This window comes from Sulfurovum sp. NBC37-1, assembly GCF_000010345.1.
In the GTDB taxonomy this organism is placed as follows: Bacteria; Campylobacterota; Campylobacteria; order Campylobacterales; family Sulfurovaceae; genus Sulfurovum.
The window spans coordinates 1,318,008-1,335,724 of record NC_009663.1 but is presented as its reverse complement, the minus strand read 5'-3'; the positions used below and the strand labels follow the sequence as shown (position 1 = coordinate 1,335,724).

The 17,717-nt window shown below is 46.8% G+C and carries 15 protein-coding genes and 1 tRNA gene; 13 read left to right on the top strand and 3 right to left on the bottom strand.

Annotated elements, in window-relative coordinates; translation table 11 throughout:
* Positions 1 to 218 precede the first annotated feature (218 nt).
* Complete coding sequence (gene trxA, locus SUN_RS06710) at positions 219 to 596, top strand: thioredoxin (RefSeq protein ID WP_011980985.1); 378 nt, start codon at positions 219 to 221, stop codon at positions 594 to 596.
* A 170-nt stretch (positions 597 to 766) separates the two neighbouring features.
* Here trxA and SUN_RS06705 read toward each other — a convergent pair.
* Positions 767 to 842, bottom strand: a tRNA-Arg gene (locus SUN_RS06705).
* A 129-nt stretch (positions 843 to 971) separates the two neighbouring features.
* Between SUN_RS06705 and SUN_RS06700 the strand changes: the two genes are divergently transcribed.
* Together SUN_RS06700 and SUN_RS06695 are read left to right on the top strand one after the other, a co-directional pair.
* Entirely contained in the window at positions 972 to 1,889 is a 918-nt protein-coding gene (locus SUN_RS06700) for a manganese-dependent inorganic pyrophosphatase (RefSeq protein WP_011980984.1), read from the top strand.
* A gap of 215 nt (positions 1,890 to 2,104) precedes the next feature.
* A complete protein-coding gene (locus tag SUN_RS06695; RefSeq protein ID WP_011980983.1) occupies positions 2,105 to 3,478 on the top strand; it encodes a DEAD/DEAH box helicase in 1,374 nt (457 codons plus the stop codon).
* A 169-nt stretch (positions 3,479 to 3,647) separates the two neighbouring features.
* Here SUN_RS06695 and SUN_RS06690 read toward each other — a convergent pair whose 3' ends face one another.
* Positions 3,648 to 4,457, bottom strand: coding sequence for a hypothetical protein (locus SUN_RS06690; RefSeq protein WP_011980982.1), 810 nt, complete (start codon positions 4,455 to 4,457; stop codon positions 3,648 to 3,650).
* Positions 4,457 to 5,812 (bottom strand): hypothetical protein, encoded by a 1,356-nt coding sequence (locus SUN_RS06685; protein ID WP_011980981.1) that lies wholly within the window; start codon positions 5,810 to 5,812, stop codon positions 4,457 to 4,459. The genes SUN_RS06690 and SUN_RS06685 overlap by 1 nt, the downstream gene beginning before the upstream one ends.
* A gap of 62 nt (positions 5,813 to 5,874) precedes the next feature.
* Here SUN_RS06685 and SUN_RS13595 point away from each other — a divergent pair, with 62 nt between their 5' ends.
* From SUN_RS13595 to SUN_RS06640, 10 genes are all read left to right on the top strand, one after another.
* The gene (locus SUN_RS13595; RefSeq protein WP_158298183.1) at positions 5,875 to 6,030 is read left to right on the top strand and encodes a hypothetical protein; all 156 of its coding nucleotides are present in this window, start codon (positions 5,875 to 5,877) and stop codon (positions 6,028 to 6,030) included.
* Between the two features lie 77 nt (positions 6,031 to 6,107).
* Positions 6,108 to 7,511, top strand: a complete 1,404-nt coding sequence (locus SUN_RS06680) for an MBL fold metallo-hydrolase RNA specificity domain-containing protein (RefSeq protein WP_011980980.1) — start codon at positions 6,108 to 6,110, stop codon at positions 7,509 to 7,511.
* A 63-nt stretch (positions 7,512 to 7,574) separates the two neighbouring features.
* Positions 7,575 to 8,828, top strand: coding sequence for an Nramp family divalent metal transporter (locus SUN_RS06675; protein WP_011980979.1), 1,254 nt, complete (start codon positions 7,575 to 7,577; stop codon positions 8,826 to 8,828).
* 9 nt (positions 8,829 to 8,837) lie between these two features.
* Positions 8,838 to 10,394, top strand: a complete 1,557-nt coding sequence (locus tag SUN_RS06670) for a cation:proton antiporter (protein ID WP_011980978.1) — start codon at positions 8,838 to 8,840, stop codon at positions 10,392 to 10,394.
* Between the two features lie 3 nt (positions 10,395 to 10,397).
* Positions 10,398 to 10,943 (top strand): DedA family protein, encoded by a 546-nt coding sequence (locus tag SUN_RS06665; RefSeq protein WP_011980977.1) that lies wholly within the window; start codon positions 10,398 to 10,400, stop codon positions 10,941 to 10,943.
* Positions 10,943 to 11,635, top strand: coding sequence for a 2,3-bisphosphoglycerate-dependent phosphoglycerate mutase (locus SUN_RS06660; protein ID WP_011980976.1), 693 nt, complete (start codon positions 10,943 to 10,945; stop codon positions 11,633 to 11,635). Before SUN_RS06665 ends, SUN_RS06660 begins: the two co-directional genes overlap by 1 nt.
* A gap of 70 nt (positions 11,636 to 11,705) precedes the next feature.
* Positions 11,706 to 14,327: a plasma-membrane proton-efflux P-type ATPase gene (locus SUN_RS06655; protein WP_011980975.1), complete on the top strand. Its 2,622-nt coding sequence runs from the start codon at positions 11,706 to 11,708 to the stop codon at positions 14,325 to 14,327.
* Positions 14,311 to 15,699 (top strand): NAD(P)/FAD-dependent oxidoreductase, encoded by a 1,389-nt coding sequence (locus tag SUN_RS06650; protein ID WP_011980974.1) that lies wholly within the window; start codon positions 14,311 to 14,313, stop codon positions 15,697 to 15,699. Before SUN_RS06655 ends, SUN_RS06650 begins: the two co-directional genes overlap by 17 nt.
* Complete coding sequence (ppk2, locus tag SUN_RS06645; RefSeq protein ID WP_011980973.1) at positions 15,699 to 16,457, top strand: polyphosphate kinase 2; 759 nt, start codon at positions 15,699 to 15,701, stop codon at positions 16,455 to 16,457. The genes SUN_RS06650 and ppk2 overlap by 1 nt, the downstream gene beginning before the upstream one ends.
* On the top strand, positions 16,454 to 17,704 hold the full coding sequence (locus SUN_RS06640; protein ID WP_011980972.1) for an MgtC/SapB family protein: 1,251 nt from the start codon (positions 16,454 to 16,456) through the stop codon (positions 17,702 to 17,704). The genes ppk2 and SUN_RS06640 overlap by 4 nt, the downstream gene beginning before the upstream one ends.
* Positions 17,705 to 17,717: the final 13 nt, after the last annotated feature.

Below are 17,717 nucleotides of genomic sequence, written 5' to 3'. Positions count from 1 at the left end.
CAGTCCGTTATGTCATAATGTTGGTTAATCCCGGATTATGCATTAGAAATCACAGAACTCTGTTCAAACCATTGCACCGTGGGCACTTGCACAGAAACAATCGATGCACCTTTGGATGCACCTCATATTCTGCGCAAATACCCACAGCATAAGCGTTTGGCAGATTTCAAGCGATTCTAATGCATAATCCGGGTTAATTAAATTTATAAGGATCAAAAATGGCATTAGAAAATCTGACAGCGCAGAACTTTAACGAGAAAGTAACCTCTAACGAAATAGTAATTCTTGACTTCTGGGCTCCATGGTGCGGGCCGTGTAAACAGTTTGCCCCCATCTTTGAAAAAGTAGCAGGAGAGTACCCTGACATTCTTTTTGGAAAGGTCAATACAGAAGAGGAGCAGGAGTTGGCCGGACACTTTCAGATAAAGTCTATCCCGACTACAATCATCTTAAGAGACAACATTGCTATCTTCCAGCAGCCGGGTCTCATGCCCGAAGAGGGTCTCAAAGATGTCATCAGACAGGTACAGGAACTTGACATGGATATGGTACGCAGAGAGATCGAGCAGCAGCAGTCAGGTGAAGCTGTAGAGTAAGATTATCTGAAGATATTTTATACCTGTGTGCAACTCCATATTTAGGGATACTGTATTTTAGTACTTATTTCTATTATTATCTTAAGACAGTGTTGTATATTGATAGGCTTTAAGCGCCGTTGTAGAGAGGAAAGATAGGTTTTATTGGTTGAGGTTAAAATGGTTGCCAATGGTGTCCCCGGGAGGACTCGAACCCCCAGCTAGGCCTTAGGAGGGCCCTGCTTTATCCGGTTAAGCGACGAGGACAAAATAGTACAGACGGCATTATAGCAAAAGATGTTTTGATTTTCCCAAATTTACCCTTGCTTGATACAAACAATTTTTGGCTTTCTCAATCTAATAAGATATAATACGAAAAAATTTACAGGATATAATATGGCTACCTATATTTTTGGACATACAACACCGGACTCAGACTCCATCGTCGGAGCGATATCACTTTCATACCTCAAGAACCAGCTTGGTGAGGATTGTGTACCTACACGACAGGGAGAGATCAACCCTGAAACGAAGTGGATACTTGATAAATTCGGTTTTGAAGCACCGGAACTCAAAACATCCTATGCAGGAGAGAAGGTCTACCTGATAGACTTCATGGAACGTTCCCAAAGCCCGAAAGACATCGATGAAGCGACCATTTTGGGCATTGTGGACCACCACAAACTCGGTGACCTCACCACGAATGCACCGCTGGAAATGTGGGTACGTCCCGTAGGATGCTCCAATACCATCGTCAAGCAGATGTTCGACTATTATGATGTGGAGATACCCAAAAACCTTGCCGGGATCATGATGTGTGCCATTCTCAGTGACACGGTCATTTTCAAATCGCCTACCTGTACCAAAGAAGACACCAAAGCGTGTAAAGAACTTGCGAAGATCGCGGGTATCGAGGATTACAAAGCAGTGGGTATGGAGATGTTCATCGTCAAATCTAATGTTCTTGGCGCAACACCGAGAGAACTGGTGACAAGAGACTTCAAGGACTTCAACATGGGTGGTAACCTCATTGGTGTAGGACAACTTGAAGTGGTTGACCTTTCTGTCTTCGACAAGATGAAAGCAGACCTGATGGATGATATGAAGAAGTTGAAAGAAGAGGGCGGCAGACACTCTGTACTTCTTCTGCTCACGGACATCATGCAGGAAGGTTCCCAGATGCTCGTGGTCAGTGATGAGCCTGAAAAGATTGAAAATGCTTTCAACGTGAAACTTGAGAACGGCGAAGCCTGGCTCAAGGGCGTTATGAGTCGTAAAAAGCAGATCATTCCTTTCCTTGAAGAGCAGTTTTAACACGAAAAAGAGGTGTTTTCAAAAAGTTAACACCACATTACCGATAATTACGCTATAATGCCGGACAATTTAAGCGTATATCGGTCAACGACTTTCTTTTTAAACCCATACTTCGGGTGGCACAACACACAAACAACTCAGCCTAAGACCGACCTATTTACCAATACGGTAGGCTCGGAATTACTCTCTAACAAGAGATATACATTAGGATATTTATGTCATTTACAAACCTGGGATTAAACGAATCCCTTCTCAAAGCAATAAAAGATCAGGGGTACACCTCTCCAACACCCATTCAGAAGCAGGCAATACCTGTAGTCATAGAAGGCAAGGATGTCCTTGCCGCGGCGCAGACCGGTACGGGAAAAACCGCAGGTTTTACCCTGCCTCTGCTTGAGAGACTTTCAGAAACCCACCCGAAAATGGGTAAAAAACAGATACGTGTCCTGGTACTGACACCAACACGTGAACTTGCCGCACAGGTTGCCGAGAGCATCAAGACCTACGGCAAATATATGAAGTACACTTCTACAGTCGTTTACGGCGGTGTGGGTATTAACCCGCAGCTGGCGACCATCCGAAGGGGTGTCGACATTGTTATTGCAACACCGGGAAGGCTTCTGGACATTGCAGGTCAGCAGGGCATAGATTTCTCTGCGTTGGAGACACTTGTCCTCGACGAAGCAGACAGAATGCTTGATATGGGCTTCATTCATGACATTAAAAAACTGATGAAGATGATGCCAAAGGAAAGACAAACACTGCTCTTCTCCGCAACATTCTCTCTCGAGATTAAAAAGCTGGCTTCAGGACTTTTAAAAAATCCTGTGCTCGTAGAAGTGGCGAGAGAGAACACTACCGCAGACCAGATCAGCCAGGTCGTCCACTTTGTGGATAAATCACGAAAAAGAGAGCTGCTTTCGCAACTCATCAAAACAAAGGACTGGAGACAGGTTCTCGTCTTTACGCGTACCAAACATGGTGCGAACAGGCTGACGAAACAGCTTGAAGAAGCAGGCATCTCCGCTGCGGCCATTCATGGTAACAAAAGCCAGGGTGCAAGAACAAAAGCACTTGCCTCCTTCAAGGCCAATGAGATCCGTGTGCTGGTAGCAACGGATATTGCCGCAAGAGGGATCGACATAGACCAGCTGCCGCACGTGGTCAATTATGAGCTGCCGAATGTACCTGAAGATTATGTGCACCGCATCGGGCGTACCGGGCGGGCAGGGCAGAGTGGTGAAGCTGTTTCTCTGGTCTGTGTAGATGAACACAAGCTGCTTTTCGACATAGAGAAGTTCATAAAATCAGAGATCAAAAAAGTACATATAGAGGCTTTCACGCCGGACCCAAATATCAAAGCGGAACCCATTCAGAACGGAAGAGGCGGCGGACAGAAACGTGGAGGCGGTAATAGCCGTAACAGATCGAGGAATACAAATACATCCAACAGAGAACATAAAGAGAGTTCCGCCAAAAAAGCAAACACAAAAAACAGTGCTGCGGCCAAGATAGGTAACAACATTCAGGAAAAACTGGACAAACTCGAAAAGAGGGATATGAATCCGAACAGGCAAAGAAGAAGATAATAAAAATGAATAGAGGACAGCACCTCCTCTTGTCTTTGTGAAGAAAGATCAGTTCTTTGCCTTTCCATTGACGTTTAATTCTTTTATAAACAAGAATTCAAATTTATCGTAAGTGTGTATTTGCATAACCCGGGTTAATGTCATTGTTATTCCCGTGTTTTGCTGGCTATTATTTTATATCCTCGAGTAGCATCGGTGTACCGATAGCCTGTAGTCTGGCGTTGCTTACTTTAAAGTAGGTTTCCCAGAAAGAAGTGAGGGCTTTGAGTGTTTTGGAGTCCCGGTAGCTGTTCTTCCCGACCATACCTGCACCGATGATGTAGACCCTCGCACCGTCGAAGTCGGCTGTGTAGCCGCTTTTTTGCAGTTTGGCCATCTCTTTTTTTGTATCGATCCTTCTGAGCGAACCTTTGGAGTAGAAGGAAGTGATGGAAGAGTGTTCCATCATATCCGAGACTAGCAGTACCACTTTCTCTTTGGCTTTGGAAGGTTTGATGATGTGCTCTGCAATATCGTCGAGCGACTTGAGGATGTCTGAGTGCGGCAGTTTCTTGTTCGCACCTTTGAGGGTCCGTACCAGTGCCTTTGTCGCTTTCTTTTTGGCATATTTGTACTGCCCGTTCATGCAGGCTTGGTATTTTCTGAGCTTCTTTTTGGCGATCTCGTGTTTTGCACTTTCGGGCAGCAGCGCTTCGAGGCTTCCGGAGTAGGGTACATCGGTATATTTGCCTTTGGCGTTGGCCGAAAAGGAGGCGATGGTCACGGCATAACCGTTCTTGATGAACTTCATCATGTTCTTGTAGGTATAGATCATCATATTCTTGTCAAGCGGTGTGGTCTGGTCGACAAGAATGAAGAGTTCTTTCTCTACAGCAGGGTTCGGGTTCTCTATCTGCAGGGCTTTGTAGCAGCTTGGCACATCGTTGCGTGCCAGAAGCAGTGTACCGAGTGTCAGAAGGGTTAAAAATAGTCGTTTCATCATTTGTCCTCGAATGTCAGGTACTGTCGGAAAGTTCTCTCTTTGTTGTTGCGCAGCAGGGCAGTCGTTTCGGCATCCGTTCCCGTGTTGTCGTTGATGATGTTCATCTTGTGCTGCAGTTTCTGAAGCTGCTGCTGCGCTACTCTTGCAATGTGTGTTTTGACCCTGTCGTAGTAGGAAAGGAAGGCTTTTTTGGTCGCGAAGCCTCTCAGGCACTCGTAGGCCTCTTTGGATTCACGTCCTGCAAAGTCCCAGTGCATTCCGAAGAAGATACCCAGTATCTGTATGAAAATGAACATCAGTCCCAGTACGATAAAGGTGGCGTCGCCGCCTTTCTGGTTTGTTTCATCTTCGATTGCCGCCGTATTCTTTTCTGCCGGGGCTGTCGCATCTTTTGCGTTATCTCCGAACAGTGAAGAGAGATCTTCTTTGGCATCTGCTGCTGCGTCATCTCCGAATAGTGTGCCGATATCATCATCGCTGCCGGCACTCTCCGCTCCCGCAAAAGGTGAAGCATCTTCGTTGAAGATATTCATTGCCGTTTCATGAGAACTGGCGATCTCCTGCGTCAGGACCTGGTGTCTGATATAGGTTGCCCCGATGGCAACGGCGAAGATGAAGATCAGTGTCAGAATGGTCTTTGTATAGGTCGTCTTTACCTTATCGTTCACATCGAGACGGTTGAGCATTCTGATGTAGTTGGGAGAAGTACTGTCGTCAAAAGTGTTGTCGATGCTGATGAGCTGCTCGTCAGGTTTGAGGTCTCTCCAGTTCGAACCGCCGGCATTGTCGTTCTTGTACCAGCGGCGGATCTTCTTGATGAGCGTGTTCTTGTGCAGTTCCTGTCCTGTCATATGCGTCAGCCAGACCAGCAGGATGGCGAGCATGGCAGCCACGCCGATAGCACCTTTCTGCTGTGTCGCTTCACTGGCTCCGGGGATGGTGAAGCCCGCAAGCACATAGGCGAAACCGAAAGCTTCGACGATGACAAGTACGAAGATCATGATCCATATGAAAGTAGGGGTCGGTTTGCGTCCAAGTTCGCCTGCGGCATGCAGGTACTCTTTGGCTTCATCATACGATTCGCTGTCCTTGTCCACCTTTTCATAGAAGTTGTAGTAGTCACGGCAGAGACGCTCTTCGGAATAGAACCATTTGTGTTTTTCATCGAAGCCCTCGATGTCTTTCGCGAGTACGGAGAGCTTTCCGATCACCGGAAAGTTGTAGGTGAAGTTCAGCCACCAGAACTTCACTTCCTGCCAGTGTGTGATGATGAAAGCCAGAACGATCGCGCCAAAAACAAGCAGCAGCGTCTCGATCTGATGCATCATGATGAATGCCCATATTTTTTCCATATACTTCTCCTATAATAAGTGACGATTATTATATCTAAAAATATTTTGCTATAGTTGGTATTATGAAAAAATCCTTATTGATATTTATTATTTTGGCACTGCTGATCATTCTTGCAGGATTCGCCTACAAGAAATACTGTGAAACAAAACCGGGCGCCTGCAAACAGGAAAAGATTGATCCGGATGATTTTGGCCCGCAAGAAGGCATCGACTGGTAAACATTTCTCCTTATACGTTTACTTAAAAGTGATATACTATTTTATAGAAATACCATATCAGCCATAAAGGAGCAAAAATGGCAACAGTAGTATCTTATGGAGCAGCGGAGGTCGTGACCGGGTCATGTCACCTGCTGGAAATTGACAGCGGAACACGTATTCTTGTAGATTGCGGGATGTTCCAGGGACGCGAGGAGCATCGCAATTACGGCCTGTTTGATTTTGATGCGAAGAGTGTTGATTATCTGCTGGTAACCCATGCACACCTCGATCATGTAGGCAGGATACCCAAGCTGGTCAAGGAAGGCTTTAGCGGGACCATCGTCGCTACAGATGCTACGTTTGCCCTGGCAGAAGTCGTGTTACTTGACAGTGCAAAGATCATGAAAGAGGATTATCATACCCACTATAAGAAAGCACAGAGAAGAGGAAACGAAGGAAAAGTTCTTTTGCCGCTTTATGAGGAGAAAGATGTTCAGGCTGCATTAGCACTGCCGCATATTATGCCGGAGTATGACAAGCCCTTTGAACTTTGTAAAGATGTCACGGTTACTTACCGTAATGCCGGGCATATTCTTGGGTCTGCCTATATAGAGATACGCTATAAAGAGGGAGAGGAAGAACGCCATATCGTTTTCTCCGGAGATATCGGAAATGATAACGATATGGTCATCCCCAATCTCGTTCCGTGTAAAGCAGCGGATTTCCTTTATGTGGAATCTACCTATGGAGACCGTAACCACAAGGGTGCGTTGGAGAGTGAAGAGGAGTTCCGTTCCGTCATTACCAAAACACTTGAGAACTGGGGAAATGTCATTATTCCTTCGTTTGCCATAGAACGGACACAGGAGCTTCTCTGCATTCTCAAAGAAATGCATGACAAAGGCGAACTGCCCGAATGCAAGATCTTTCTTGACAGTCCCATGGCGACCAGAGCGACCGCTGTCTATAAAGAGTTTGCAGAAGAACTCCTGAGTACCGAGTGCCAGACGATCAAGAAGCGTGATGGTACGGTATTTGATTTTGACGGCTTGAACTATACACTTACTGTGGATGAATCCAAAGCGATCAATGATGTCGACGAACGGGCGATCATCATCGCAGGAAGCGGTATGTGTAACGGGGGCAGGATACTGCATCATTTCAAGAACCGTTTGTGGAACCCTAAAAATGCAGTGATTTTTGTCGGCTACCAGGCAGTAGGGACATTGGGACGACGCATCGTGGACGGCGCCAAATGGATCAAGATCTATCATGAAGACATCCGTATCAAGGCAAGTATGTATACGATCAACGGTTTTTCCGCACATGCCGACCAGAACGGCATCATTAAGTGGGTAAAAGATATCGAAGATCTGCAGCGTATCTTCCTCATTCACGGAGAAGAGGAAAAGCAGGAAGTCCTTAGAAAAGTCATGGGTGAGAAGCTGCATGAAAAAGCACATATCGTTGCACCGGAAGAGGTGATATACCTCTCCTGATCCACACTATAAACGGTTCAGATATTAAGTCAAGAGGATAGATAAGCTAAGGCAAGGGAAGCAATGCAGTTAAGATTTAAAGAAAAGATACGTTTTGATATTGCCAAAAACCGTGAACGCATAAAGCAGCTCGGGCCGGGTCTCATTACCGGCGGGGCAGGGGACGACCCGTCCGGAATCGTTACCTACACGGTCGTCGGAGCTACGACCGGTTTTTCCCAGTTATGGCTTCTGCTGCTTTCAACACCGATGATGATCGCTATCCAGAACCTGGTGGCGCGCATTGCGATCGTGACAGGGAAAAGCCTGCCGGAGATCACAACAGCATACTATTCAAAAAAACTGACCGTTCTGATGATCATGATACTGGCTCTGGCCAACATCCTGACCATCGGTGCAGACCTTAATGCCATCGCGGCTATTTTCCATACGCTTACCGGTTATCGTACCGTCTATTTTCTCATCCCTATTACTGCACTCATCGCTTACCTGATCACATTCGGGCAGTATAAAAAGATAAAATCGATCTTCATTGGCATGACAGCAGTCCTTGTCGTCTATATCATTGCAGCTGTTCTTGCCAAACCGCCGGTACTGCTGCTGCTGAAAAATACACTGGTGCCGCATATAGAGATGAACAGTGCGTGGATCATTGCAGCGCTCGGAATGCTGGGAACGACCATTTCTCCCTATCTGATGTTCTGGCAGGCGGCGGAAGAAAAAGAAGAGAAAAAGAGTATCGTTCAGGCAGATGAAGTCGGTTTCGACACTATCACCGGTATGGTCTACTCGAACCTGCTCGCTTATGCCATGATCGTCACCGGGGCAGTGATGCTCTATGGTAAACACAGTAATATAGAAGACGTTATGACATTGACGGAAGCCCTGCGACCTGCCGCAGGGGACTATGCTTTTGCCCTGTTCGCACTGGGTATAGTCGTTGCCGGTTTCCTGGCGATCCCCGTACTGGCAGGATCGACCGCCTATGCCGTAGCTGATACTTTTGGCTGGCGGGAGGGTATGGACTACAAAGTCAGTGATGCCAAAGGGTTCTATGTTGTATTTATCGGTGCGCTGATCATCGGAGATATGATCGATATGTATCCGGGTATTACGGTTGTCGATGCACTGTACTATTCCCAGGTGCTCAACGGGATGCTTATCCCCGTACTCATAGCTTTTGCCCTGGCGATTGGAAACAACAAAACGATCATGGGTGAGTATGTCGCCACACGGTTTCAAAACGTTTTTTCCCTGTTTGCCATGCTTGTTACACTCGGGCTTACCGTCGTGATGGTCTGGCAATGGATAGGGTAGGAGGAACAGATGTCGTATGAATCGGTAATACTGATACTCTTTGTCATTGCTTCTGTTGTTGCGGTCATTACGCGGTATATCAATCTTCCCTATACCATTGCATTGGTGGCTGTAGGGCTTATGCTGGGGGGATTACACCTTTTGCATCCGCCGTCCCTGACACAGGAACTGCTCTACTCCGTCTTTCTGCCGCCGCTCATTTTTGAAGCGGCGATCCATCTGCGGGCTTCAGAACTGTGGCGAGACGGCTGGCCCATCGCCACACTGGTCATCCCTGGCGTGATCGCCTCGACACTGCTGACAGCTGCGGTCATGGTCCCCGTCAGTGTCCATTTCGCCTTGATCGATGCGATCACCTGGCCTGTCGCCATTCTCTTCGGTGCGGCCGTTGCCGCGACCGACCCGGTAGCCGTCGTCTCGCTTTTCAACAAACTGGGTGCGCCCAGGCGGCTGAGACTGCTCATAGAAAGTGAAAGCCTGCTCAATGACGGTACATCTATCGTTGTTTTCATTCTTGCCATGCAGTATATCATGGGCGACTTGGGAACACCACAGGATGCTGTAGTTGATTTCTTCAGGATTGTCGGTTTCGGTTTGCTTGTGGGTGTCATAGTCGGGCTTGCCACTGCTGCGGTGATGCACCACCTCGATGATGCGATGATCACCATCACACTGACGACCATTGCAGCATACGGTTCATTTCTTATTGCAGACAGGCTTGGTGTCTCCGGTGTCATGAGTACGGTAGCCGCTGGGCTGATCACCGGAGGAAAGGGACTGTCGGAGATACTCTTTCCCTCCATCCGGCTTGCCACGGAAACCTTCTGGGAATACATCGCTTTTGCCATGAACTCCCTGATCTTCCTCCTGATGGGATTTGCAGTAAATCTAACATTGTTATGGGAGCTTTTTCCCATCATACTGATCGCGTATGTTTCGGTCCTGGCTGCACGTTTCTTTGTTGTGACCGGCACCTGGGCAGTATTCTACCCCACCAATCACAAATTCCCGTTTTCTTGGGCGGCAGTGATGACATGGGGTGGGCTCAGGGGCGCACTTTCCATGGTTTTGGCACTCAGTATTCCCGATTCGTTCGCATTGAAAGAGCTGATTGTGACACTGGTCTTCGGTGTGGTCCTCATCTCCATCTTCGTACAGGGACTTACCATGTCGCCGCTGATGAAAATGCTGGGTATCGTTTCACCTGTTTCCCAGCTAAAGCACTATGAACTTCTCAAAACGGAAATCTCACTCTACCAGGACATAATAGATAAAATGAACAAGCTGCATCAACGGCGTTTTCTGAGTGCAGAGAGTCTTGAGTCTCTGACAAGCGAATACCAGAAGAAGATCGACGCACTCTCCGAAGAGCTCGATAAAGCAGAAGTGGACAAAGAAACTTTGGTAAAAGAAGAGGTACTGAAAACAAAACGGAGGATGATCATGGAAGAGGCAAAGACACTGCTTGAACGGTATCAAAGCGGAACCATCAGTATTGAAGTCTATAAAACGGTCAAGCATGAACTCGACAGTCAGCTGTTCGAGCTTGAAAATATGGAGGCATAAACGATGATAGATTTTTTCATAGCACACTTCTCTTATCCTATTCTCTTTGCCTGGAGCTTTCTCGAGGGAGAGATAGGGTTGACACTGGCGGGTTACATGATCGAACAGGGAAAGTTTGACCTGACAAAAGTTTTGCTTATCACCATGAGTGGTGCCTTCATCAGCGATACGGTACTTTTCCTCTCGGGCCGCCTGTTCAAGTCAAAAACAGAGATGCTGCTTAAGAACTACGAGCACAAAATGCAGAAAGTTGAAAGCTGGTTCCTTCGCTTTGGAAGCTGGATTGTTGTTTTTGAACGTTTCATCTACGGTACACATATTCCTGCGCTGCTGATGCTGGGTGTATCAGGTTTCAACTTCTGGAAATTCCTTCTGCTTGAGATCATTGGTGTGGCCCTCTGGTCGGTGACCTTTACGACTCTGGGCTACTACTTCGGCCAGACGGTCATCGATGCACTGACATTTGTACAGCGTCACCTCACCATTGCCCTGCTGGCAATGCTGTTTTTCTATGTCATCTATCTACTGCAAAAAGAGGAGGAAGCATAATGGCTTCAACACTGATACTTTTACGACACGGGCAGAGTGTCTATAACCAAAAGAACATCTTCACGGGGTGGACAGATATCGAACTGAGTGATCAGGGACGGCAGGAGGCGAAAAAAGCGGCTACGGAACTGAAAAGACTGAAGCTCTATCCTGATGTCTGTTATACCTCCTGGCTTAAACGCGCGATCCATACGGCACAGATCGCATTGTCCCAGATGGCGTGGGAACATATAGATTGCATCAAGAGCTGGAAGCTCAATGAACGCCACTACGGCGCCTGGCAACAGTGCAACAAAGATGTTGTAAAACAGGAAATAGGCGAGGAAGCCTTCTTAAGCGTCAGGAGAGGCTACAGTACTCCGCCGCCCCCACTGGATGAGAACGATCCCCGCGCCGCGAAGTTCGACCCCAAATACAGAGATCTCGACCCGGCACAGCTGCCCAAAAGCGAATCACTGAAAGACACCCACGCGAGAGTGAAAGAGTACTATCGTGACGTGCTCATTCCCGAGTTGTCGAAGGGAAAGACAGTCCTTGTCAGCGCACACGGAAATTCACTGCGTGCCCTGGTCATGGAAATCGAAGGCTTAAGTACCGATGCCGTCGTTAAACTCGAGATCCCGACAGGGAAACCGCTGGTCTACCGTTATGACACAGGGATGACTGCCATCAAAAAAGTGAAAGTTGATTGATCTTCATTAACTTTTTTGTAAGGTTTGGGAGTATAATAAAAAAATAATTGATACCAAAAAGGAAACCGAGATGCCAAATGATCCAAAAGATACGGACAACAGCTCTATCCCTGAAGATCAAGAAAAATCAGTAAATACGGATATTAAAGGCCTGACACATGAAGAGGCACAGGAGCGCCTTAAGAAATTCGGCCCCAATGCCATCACAGCCAAAGAAAAGAGTTGGCTACAGCGACTGTTTAAGCGATTTTGGGGACCCATCCCCTGGATGATCGAAGTAGCCGCCGTTCTCTCTGCAGCGGCGCAACGCTGGGAAGATTTTACGATTATCATAATCCTTTTATTCGTCAATGCCTTTGTCGATTTCTACCAGGAGTCCAAAGCACTCAACGCCATTGCAGTACTCAAGAAGAAGCTTGCACGAAAAGCACTGGTACTGCGCGACGGTGAATGGCAGGAGATCGATGCCAAAGAGCTTGTCCCCGATGATATCATCAAGGTCAAGATAGGAGATATCGTCCCCGCAGATGTAGCCCTGATTACCGGAGGGGATTTTCTTCTGGTCGATCAGTCAGCCCTGACCGGTGAATCACTCCCCGTTCACAAAAAGATCGGCGATGAGCTCTATGCCAATGCCATCATCAAACAGGGTGAGATGATAGCAAAAGTCACAGCAACAGCCAAGAATACCTACTTTGGAAAGACCGTAGGACTGGTCGCAAAAGCGGAGCAGGAAGAAGTAAGCCATTTCCAAAAAATGGTGATCAAGGTCGGTAACTTTTTAATTCTTTTAACTTTGTTCATGATTGCCATAATCATATATCACGGTATAGAAACACAGCAGCCAACGGTAGAACTTCTTATCTTCGCACTGGTACTGACCATTTCCGCCATTCCTGTGGCAATGCCCGCTGTCTTAACTGTGACCATGGCTATCGGAGCACAGGTGCTGGCAGCCAAACAGGCGATCGTCAGCCGTTTGGCTGCCATCGAGGAAGTGGCCGGCATGGATGTACTCTGTTCGGACAAGACCGGTACGCTCACGCAGAACAGGATGAGTCTTGCCGATCCTTATCTTGCTGACAACTATACGGCTGATGAGCTGATGGTATTTGCCGCGCTTGCCAGTAAAGAAGAGAACAACGATCCCATTGAAAAACCTATTTTTGACTACATACATCAGAAAAAGCTTGAAGAAAAACTCAAAGGCAGGCAGCTCAAAAAATTCCTACCTTTTGACCCTGTCCATAAAAGAACCGAAGGGATCTATGAAGGCGATGACTGTGAACTCATTTACACAAAGGGCGCTCCACAGGTCATCATAGAACAGAGCGACGACAAAGAGTTCGATAAAGCCAAAGCCTACAAGCAGGTCGAGAACTTTGCTTCGAAAGGCTTCAGAACCCTCGGTGTGGCATTTCGAAAATGTGAAGAAGATGCCTATCACTTTGTAGGCCTCATCCCTCTGTTCGATCCTCCGCGTGAAGATTCGGTCGAAGCCATTAGCGAAGCCAAAGATAAAGGTGTATCTGTCAAGATGGTTACCGGTGACAACATCGCTGTCGCCAAATACATCGCTTCGATGCTGAAGATCGGTGACAATATAGAAGATATCCATACGCTCAAGGGCGAGTCGGTCGAAGAGTATCTCTATCTTTCACAGATCCTTTCACGCGCCATTGCCGAGTCTATGCATCCTGACGCCTCCAAGGATGAAATCGATACTATGGTCAAAAAGATCGTCCAGAAAGTACAAAAAGAGCTTTACAATATGCCCGTTCCAAAAGGCAGCGTGAAAAAACACGAATCGGAGATCGTCGCACTGATAGAAAAGGCGGACGGATTTGCGCAGGTCTTCCCTGAAGACAAGTATATGATTGTCGATTCGCTGCAAAAAGCGGACCATATCGTCGGTATGACGGGCGACGGTGTGAACGATGCGCCTGCACTCAAAAAGGCTGACTGCGGTATTGCCGTAAGCGGTGCGACCGATGCGGCACGTGCCGCAGCCGACATCGTACTGATGGCTCCGGGGCTGACGGTGATTGTCGATGCGATCAAAGAGGCAAGACAGATCTTTGAACGTATGAAAAGCTATACGATCTTCCGTATAGCAGAGACGATCCGTGTCATTATTTTCATGACGCTTGCCATCGTGATCTACGATTTCTATCCTATTACGGCACTGATGATCATCATCCTGGCACTTTTGAACGATATCCCTATCATGACAATTGCCTATGACAATACGAAGCTGCGGGAGACACCGGTAAGATGGGACATGAAAGAGGTCTTCATCCTGGCTTCCTGGCTCGGACTGGCAGGAGTTCTATCATCCTTTACGCTTTTCTGGATTCTGATCTCCCTGATGCATCTGCCGTTGGATTTTGTTCAATCGGCCTTCTTTGCCAAACTGGTCATAGCCGGGCACGGAACGATCTACAATACCCGTATCGATGATTGGTTTTGGAAGCGGCCGTGGCCGTCCTGGACACTGTTCAATGCCACCTTCTTCAGCCGTGTCGCCGGTACGATTATTGCCGTGTACGGCTTCGGCCTGATGGAACCGATCGGTTGGGTATGGGGACTCAGCATGTGGGCCTATGCATTGACCTGGTTCGTCTTCAACGATGTAGTGAAAATGGGTGTATTACGTTATTATAGAAGGAAATATCATGAAGATATCATCTAAAGGCAGTACTATGGAAAGAAGAGACGCTCTTAAAGTCATGGGAATAGGCGGTGCCGCACTGTTGGCCGGCGGTGGTACATCCGCTTCGGCAAAAACAAAACTTTCCACATTCGCAAGCAGAAAGAAAGCTGATATTGTTATCATCGGAGGCGGTACGGCAGGAATGACCGTTGCAGCCCGGCTGAGACGGTCTGCACCCAATGCGAAGATCACGCTGATCGCTCCCAATGAAACGCATCTCTACCAAAGCGGACAGGTCTATGTTGCCGCAGGACTCTTCAGTGAATTTGACAACAAGCGCCCCACCAGTGAGCTGCTTCCGGACAACGTGATCTGGATGAAGGACAAAGTGACGGCATTCGATCCTGACAAAAACCGGGTACAGACAGCAAAACATAACACTGTTCCCTACGATTATCTTGTTGTGGCCCTTGGATGTGAATATGATTATAATGCAGTCGAAGGTATGTCTTCCGATGATATAGGAAAACACGGTATCGCCAGTGTGTATATGAATGATCTCAACGAAGGAACCTCCGAGGGTGCTATTGTTTCACGCATGTGGATGAAAGCCATACGCAGAAAAGCCCAAAAATCGGAGGTCAGGGTTCTGTTCTCCGACTCCCAAACGCCTGTCAAAGGGGAGGGTGCTTCTCTCTCCATGCTCTTTTTAGCCAATGATATGCTCAAAGGAAACGGGTTGAAAATAAAAGACAAAGACCTTCAACATAAAGTAAAGTTTACATTGACCAAAGCGGGTAAAGTGCTTTTTCCTTCTGCAAAGATCGATGCAGCGCTGAAAAGAACAATGAAAAAAACAGACAATGTCTCTGTCTCCTATGGGCATATACTAAAACGTATCGATAAAGAGAAAAAAGTAGCGGTCTATGCGAATGGTGATGAGGAAGTGAATGTCAGCTATGACTACCTGCATATCACTCCGCCTATGAGGGCACCACAGGTCGTACGTGATTCTGAACTTAGTATAAAGAATGGACCGCATAAAGGGTGGCTCGATGTCGATGAAAATACACTGCGTCACCCCAAGTACAGAAACGTTTTTGGTCTGGGTGATGTAGTGGGACTTTCTTCAGGGAAAAGCGGTGGCGCCGTCAGGGAACAGGCGATCGTCCTGCAGGATAACATTGCCGCTGTTATGGAAGGAAAGGTAGAGCCAATGAGCTATGAAGGGTATTCTGTTTCACCTATCAAGACACGATACGGTAGAGTGATGCTTGCCGAATATACGCCCAAAGGACTTGCACCGATGTTCCCACTCAATCCGACTACTCCGAGATGGATATGGTGGGAAATGGATCTGCATTTGATGAGACGTGCCTATTATGACCTGATGATGAGAGGAATGCTGTAGTGAAAAAAAATGTCTATAAAAAAGAGCTCTACAAGTTGCAGGTGGAACTGGTCAAATTCCAAAAATATGTGATCGAAGAGAATGTAGCTGTATGTCTGGTCTTGGAAGGGCGTGATACAGCAGGGAAGGACGGGACGATCAAGCGTTTTACCGAACATCTGAGCCCGCGTGAAGCACGTACGGTCGCTTTAGGAGTACCAAGTGACAAAGAGAAGAAATCCTGGTATTTTCAACGTTATGTACCGCATCTTCCGAGTGCAGGTGAGATCGTTTTTTTCAACCGAAGCTGGTATAACCGTGCCGGTGTGGAAAAAGTGATGGGTTTTTGTACCAAAAAACAGTATAAGGCTTTTATGGAGGAAGTAGGCAGTTTTGAACAGATGCTCACACACTCGAATATTTGTTTTTTCAAATATTTTCTCGATATTTCCAAAAAAGAACAGAAAAAGCGCCTGGAAGCACGCAAGACTGATCCGCTTAAACAGTGGAAGCTCAGTCCTATCGATGCCAAAGCACAAAAAATGTGGGATGCTTACTCCAAGACAAGAGATGATATGTTCAACAAGACTTCTTTTGTCTATGCGCCATGGTATGTCGTCCATACAGATGATAAAAAAGAGGCACGCATCAACATCATAAAACATTTTTTGAGTCTCAATGACTATCCAAATAAAGATAAATCACTGCTGGTATATGACCATGACGTCATTTGCAAATTTGATCCGGTCTGTTATGAAAAAGAGATGATCGCACCATGAACCTGAGCCCCGATCTTATTCATCTTGCCATTACCATTGTCTTCAGTTTTCTTGTAGGAATGGAACTGAAGGCCTACCGTCAGCAGTATCATGCTAACGATGATAATTTGTTCTTTGGTACGGCACGTACCTATACCTTCATAGGAATACTCGGGTTTATCTTCTACAAAATGGAGCCTGAACATTTTACGCTCTACATTACTGTACTGGTCATGCTGTCCGTATTATTTTTAGTATTTTACAAACAAAAAATAGAGAATGGCAGGTCAAGCATTCTGCCTTATGTAGTGTTGCTTGGTGTCTATGCCTTCGGTCCGATGACCGAGCGCTTTTCGCTCTGGATGCCGTCACTTCTCTTTGTGCTGATCATTTTTCTTTTAAATGCCAAACAGTCTCTGCAGCGGTTCAGCACCGATGTCAATATGCACGAATTCGAAACATTGGGAAAAATGGTCCTGCTTTCCGCTGTGATCCTTCCTCTGCTTCCCAATACCAATACCATTCCATACGTCCCTATCTCTCCTTTCAAGATGTGGCTGGCGGTCGTCGTCATTTCGGGAATCAGTTACGGCGGATACCTGGTACAGAAGTACTTTTTTCCTTCCAAAGGATATTTCCTTACAGGGATATTCGGCGGGACATACTCTTCTACTGCAACGACGGTCGTGCTGGCACGAAAGGCAAAAGCAGGGGGTAATAACCCGGTAATAGATGCAGCGATTATCGCGGCGACCTCTATGATGTATCTGAGGCTTCTGGTCGTGGCGATGGTCTTCAATTTTTCTGTCGCAAAGTCGCTTGCCCTGCCATTCATTGCACTGTCCCTTGCAGGTATGGTCATCTCTTTTATATATTTGCGGCAAAGAGAGCATAAAACCACCAATGCTGACTTTGTTGACGAGAACCCGCTTGAACTAAGAACTGCTTTTGTGTTTGCCGGACTTTTCGTGCTGATGATGGTAGTTACGCATTTTGTCATCGGTCATTACGGTAATGGGGGCTTACAGATACTCTCATTTGTGGTTGGATTCACTGACATTGATCCTTTCATCCTGTCTCTTCTTACCGGAAAATATTCTGTTGCACAGACGGAACTGGTCACAGCTATTATGATCGCGGCAGGAAGTAACAATATCCTTAAATCTGCCTATGCATTATGGTTTGGAGGCGTAAAAGGTGGTAGAAATTCAGCGGCATGGATCGCACTTCTCGGTGTTGCAACCATTGCAATGGGGTTTTGGATTTAATGAAAGGATAAAC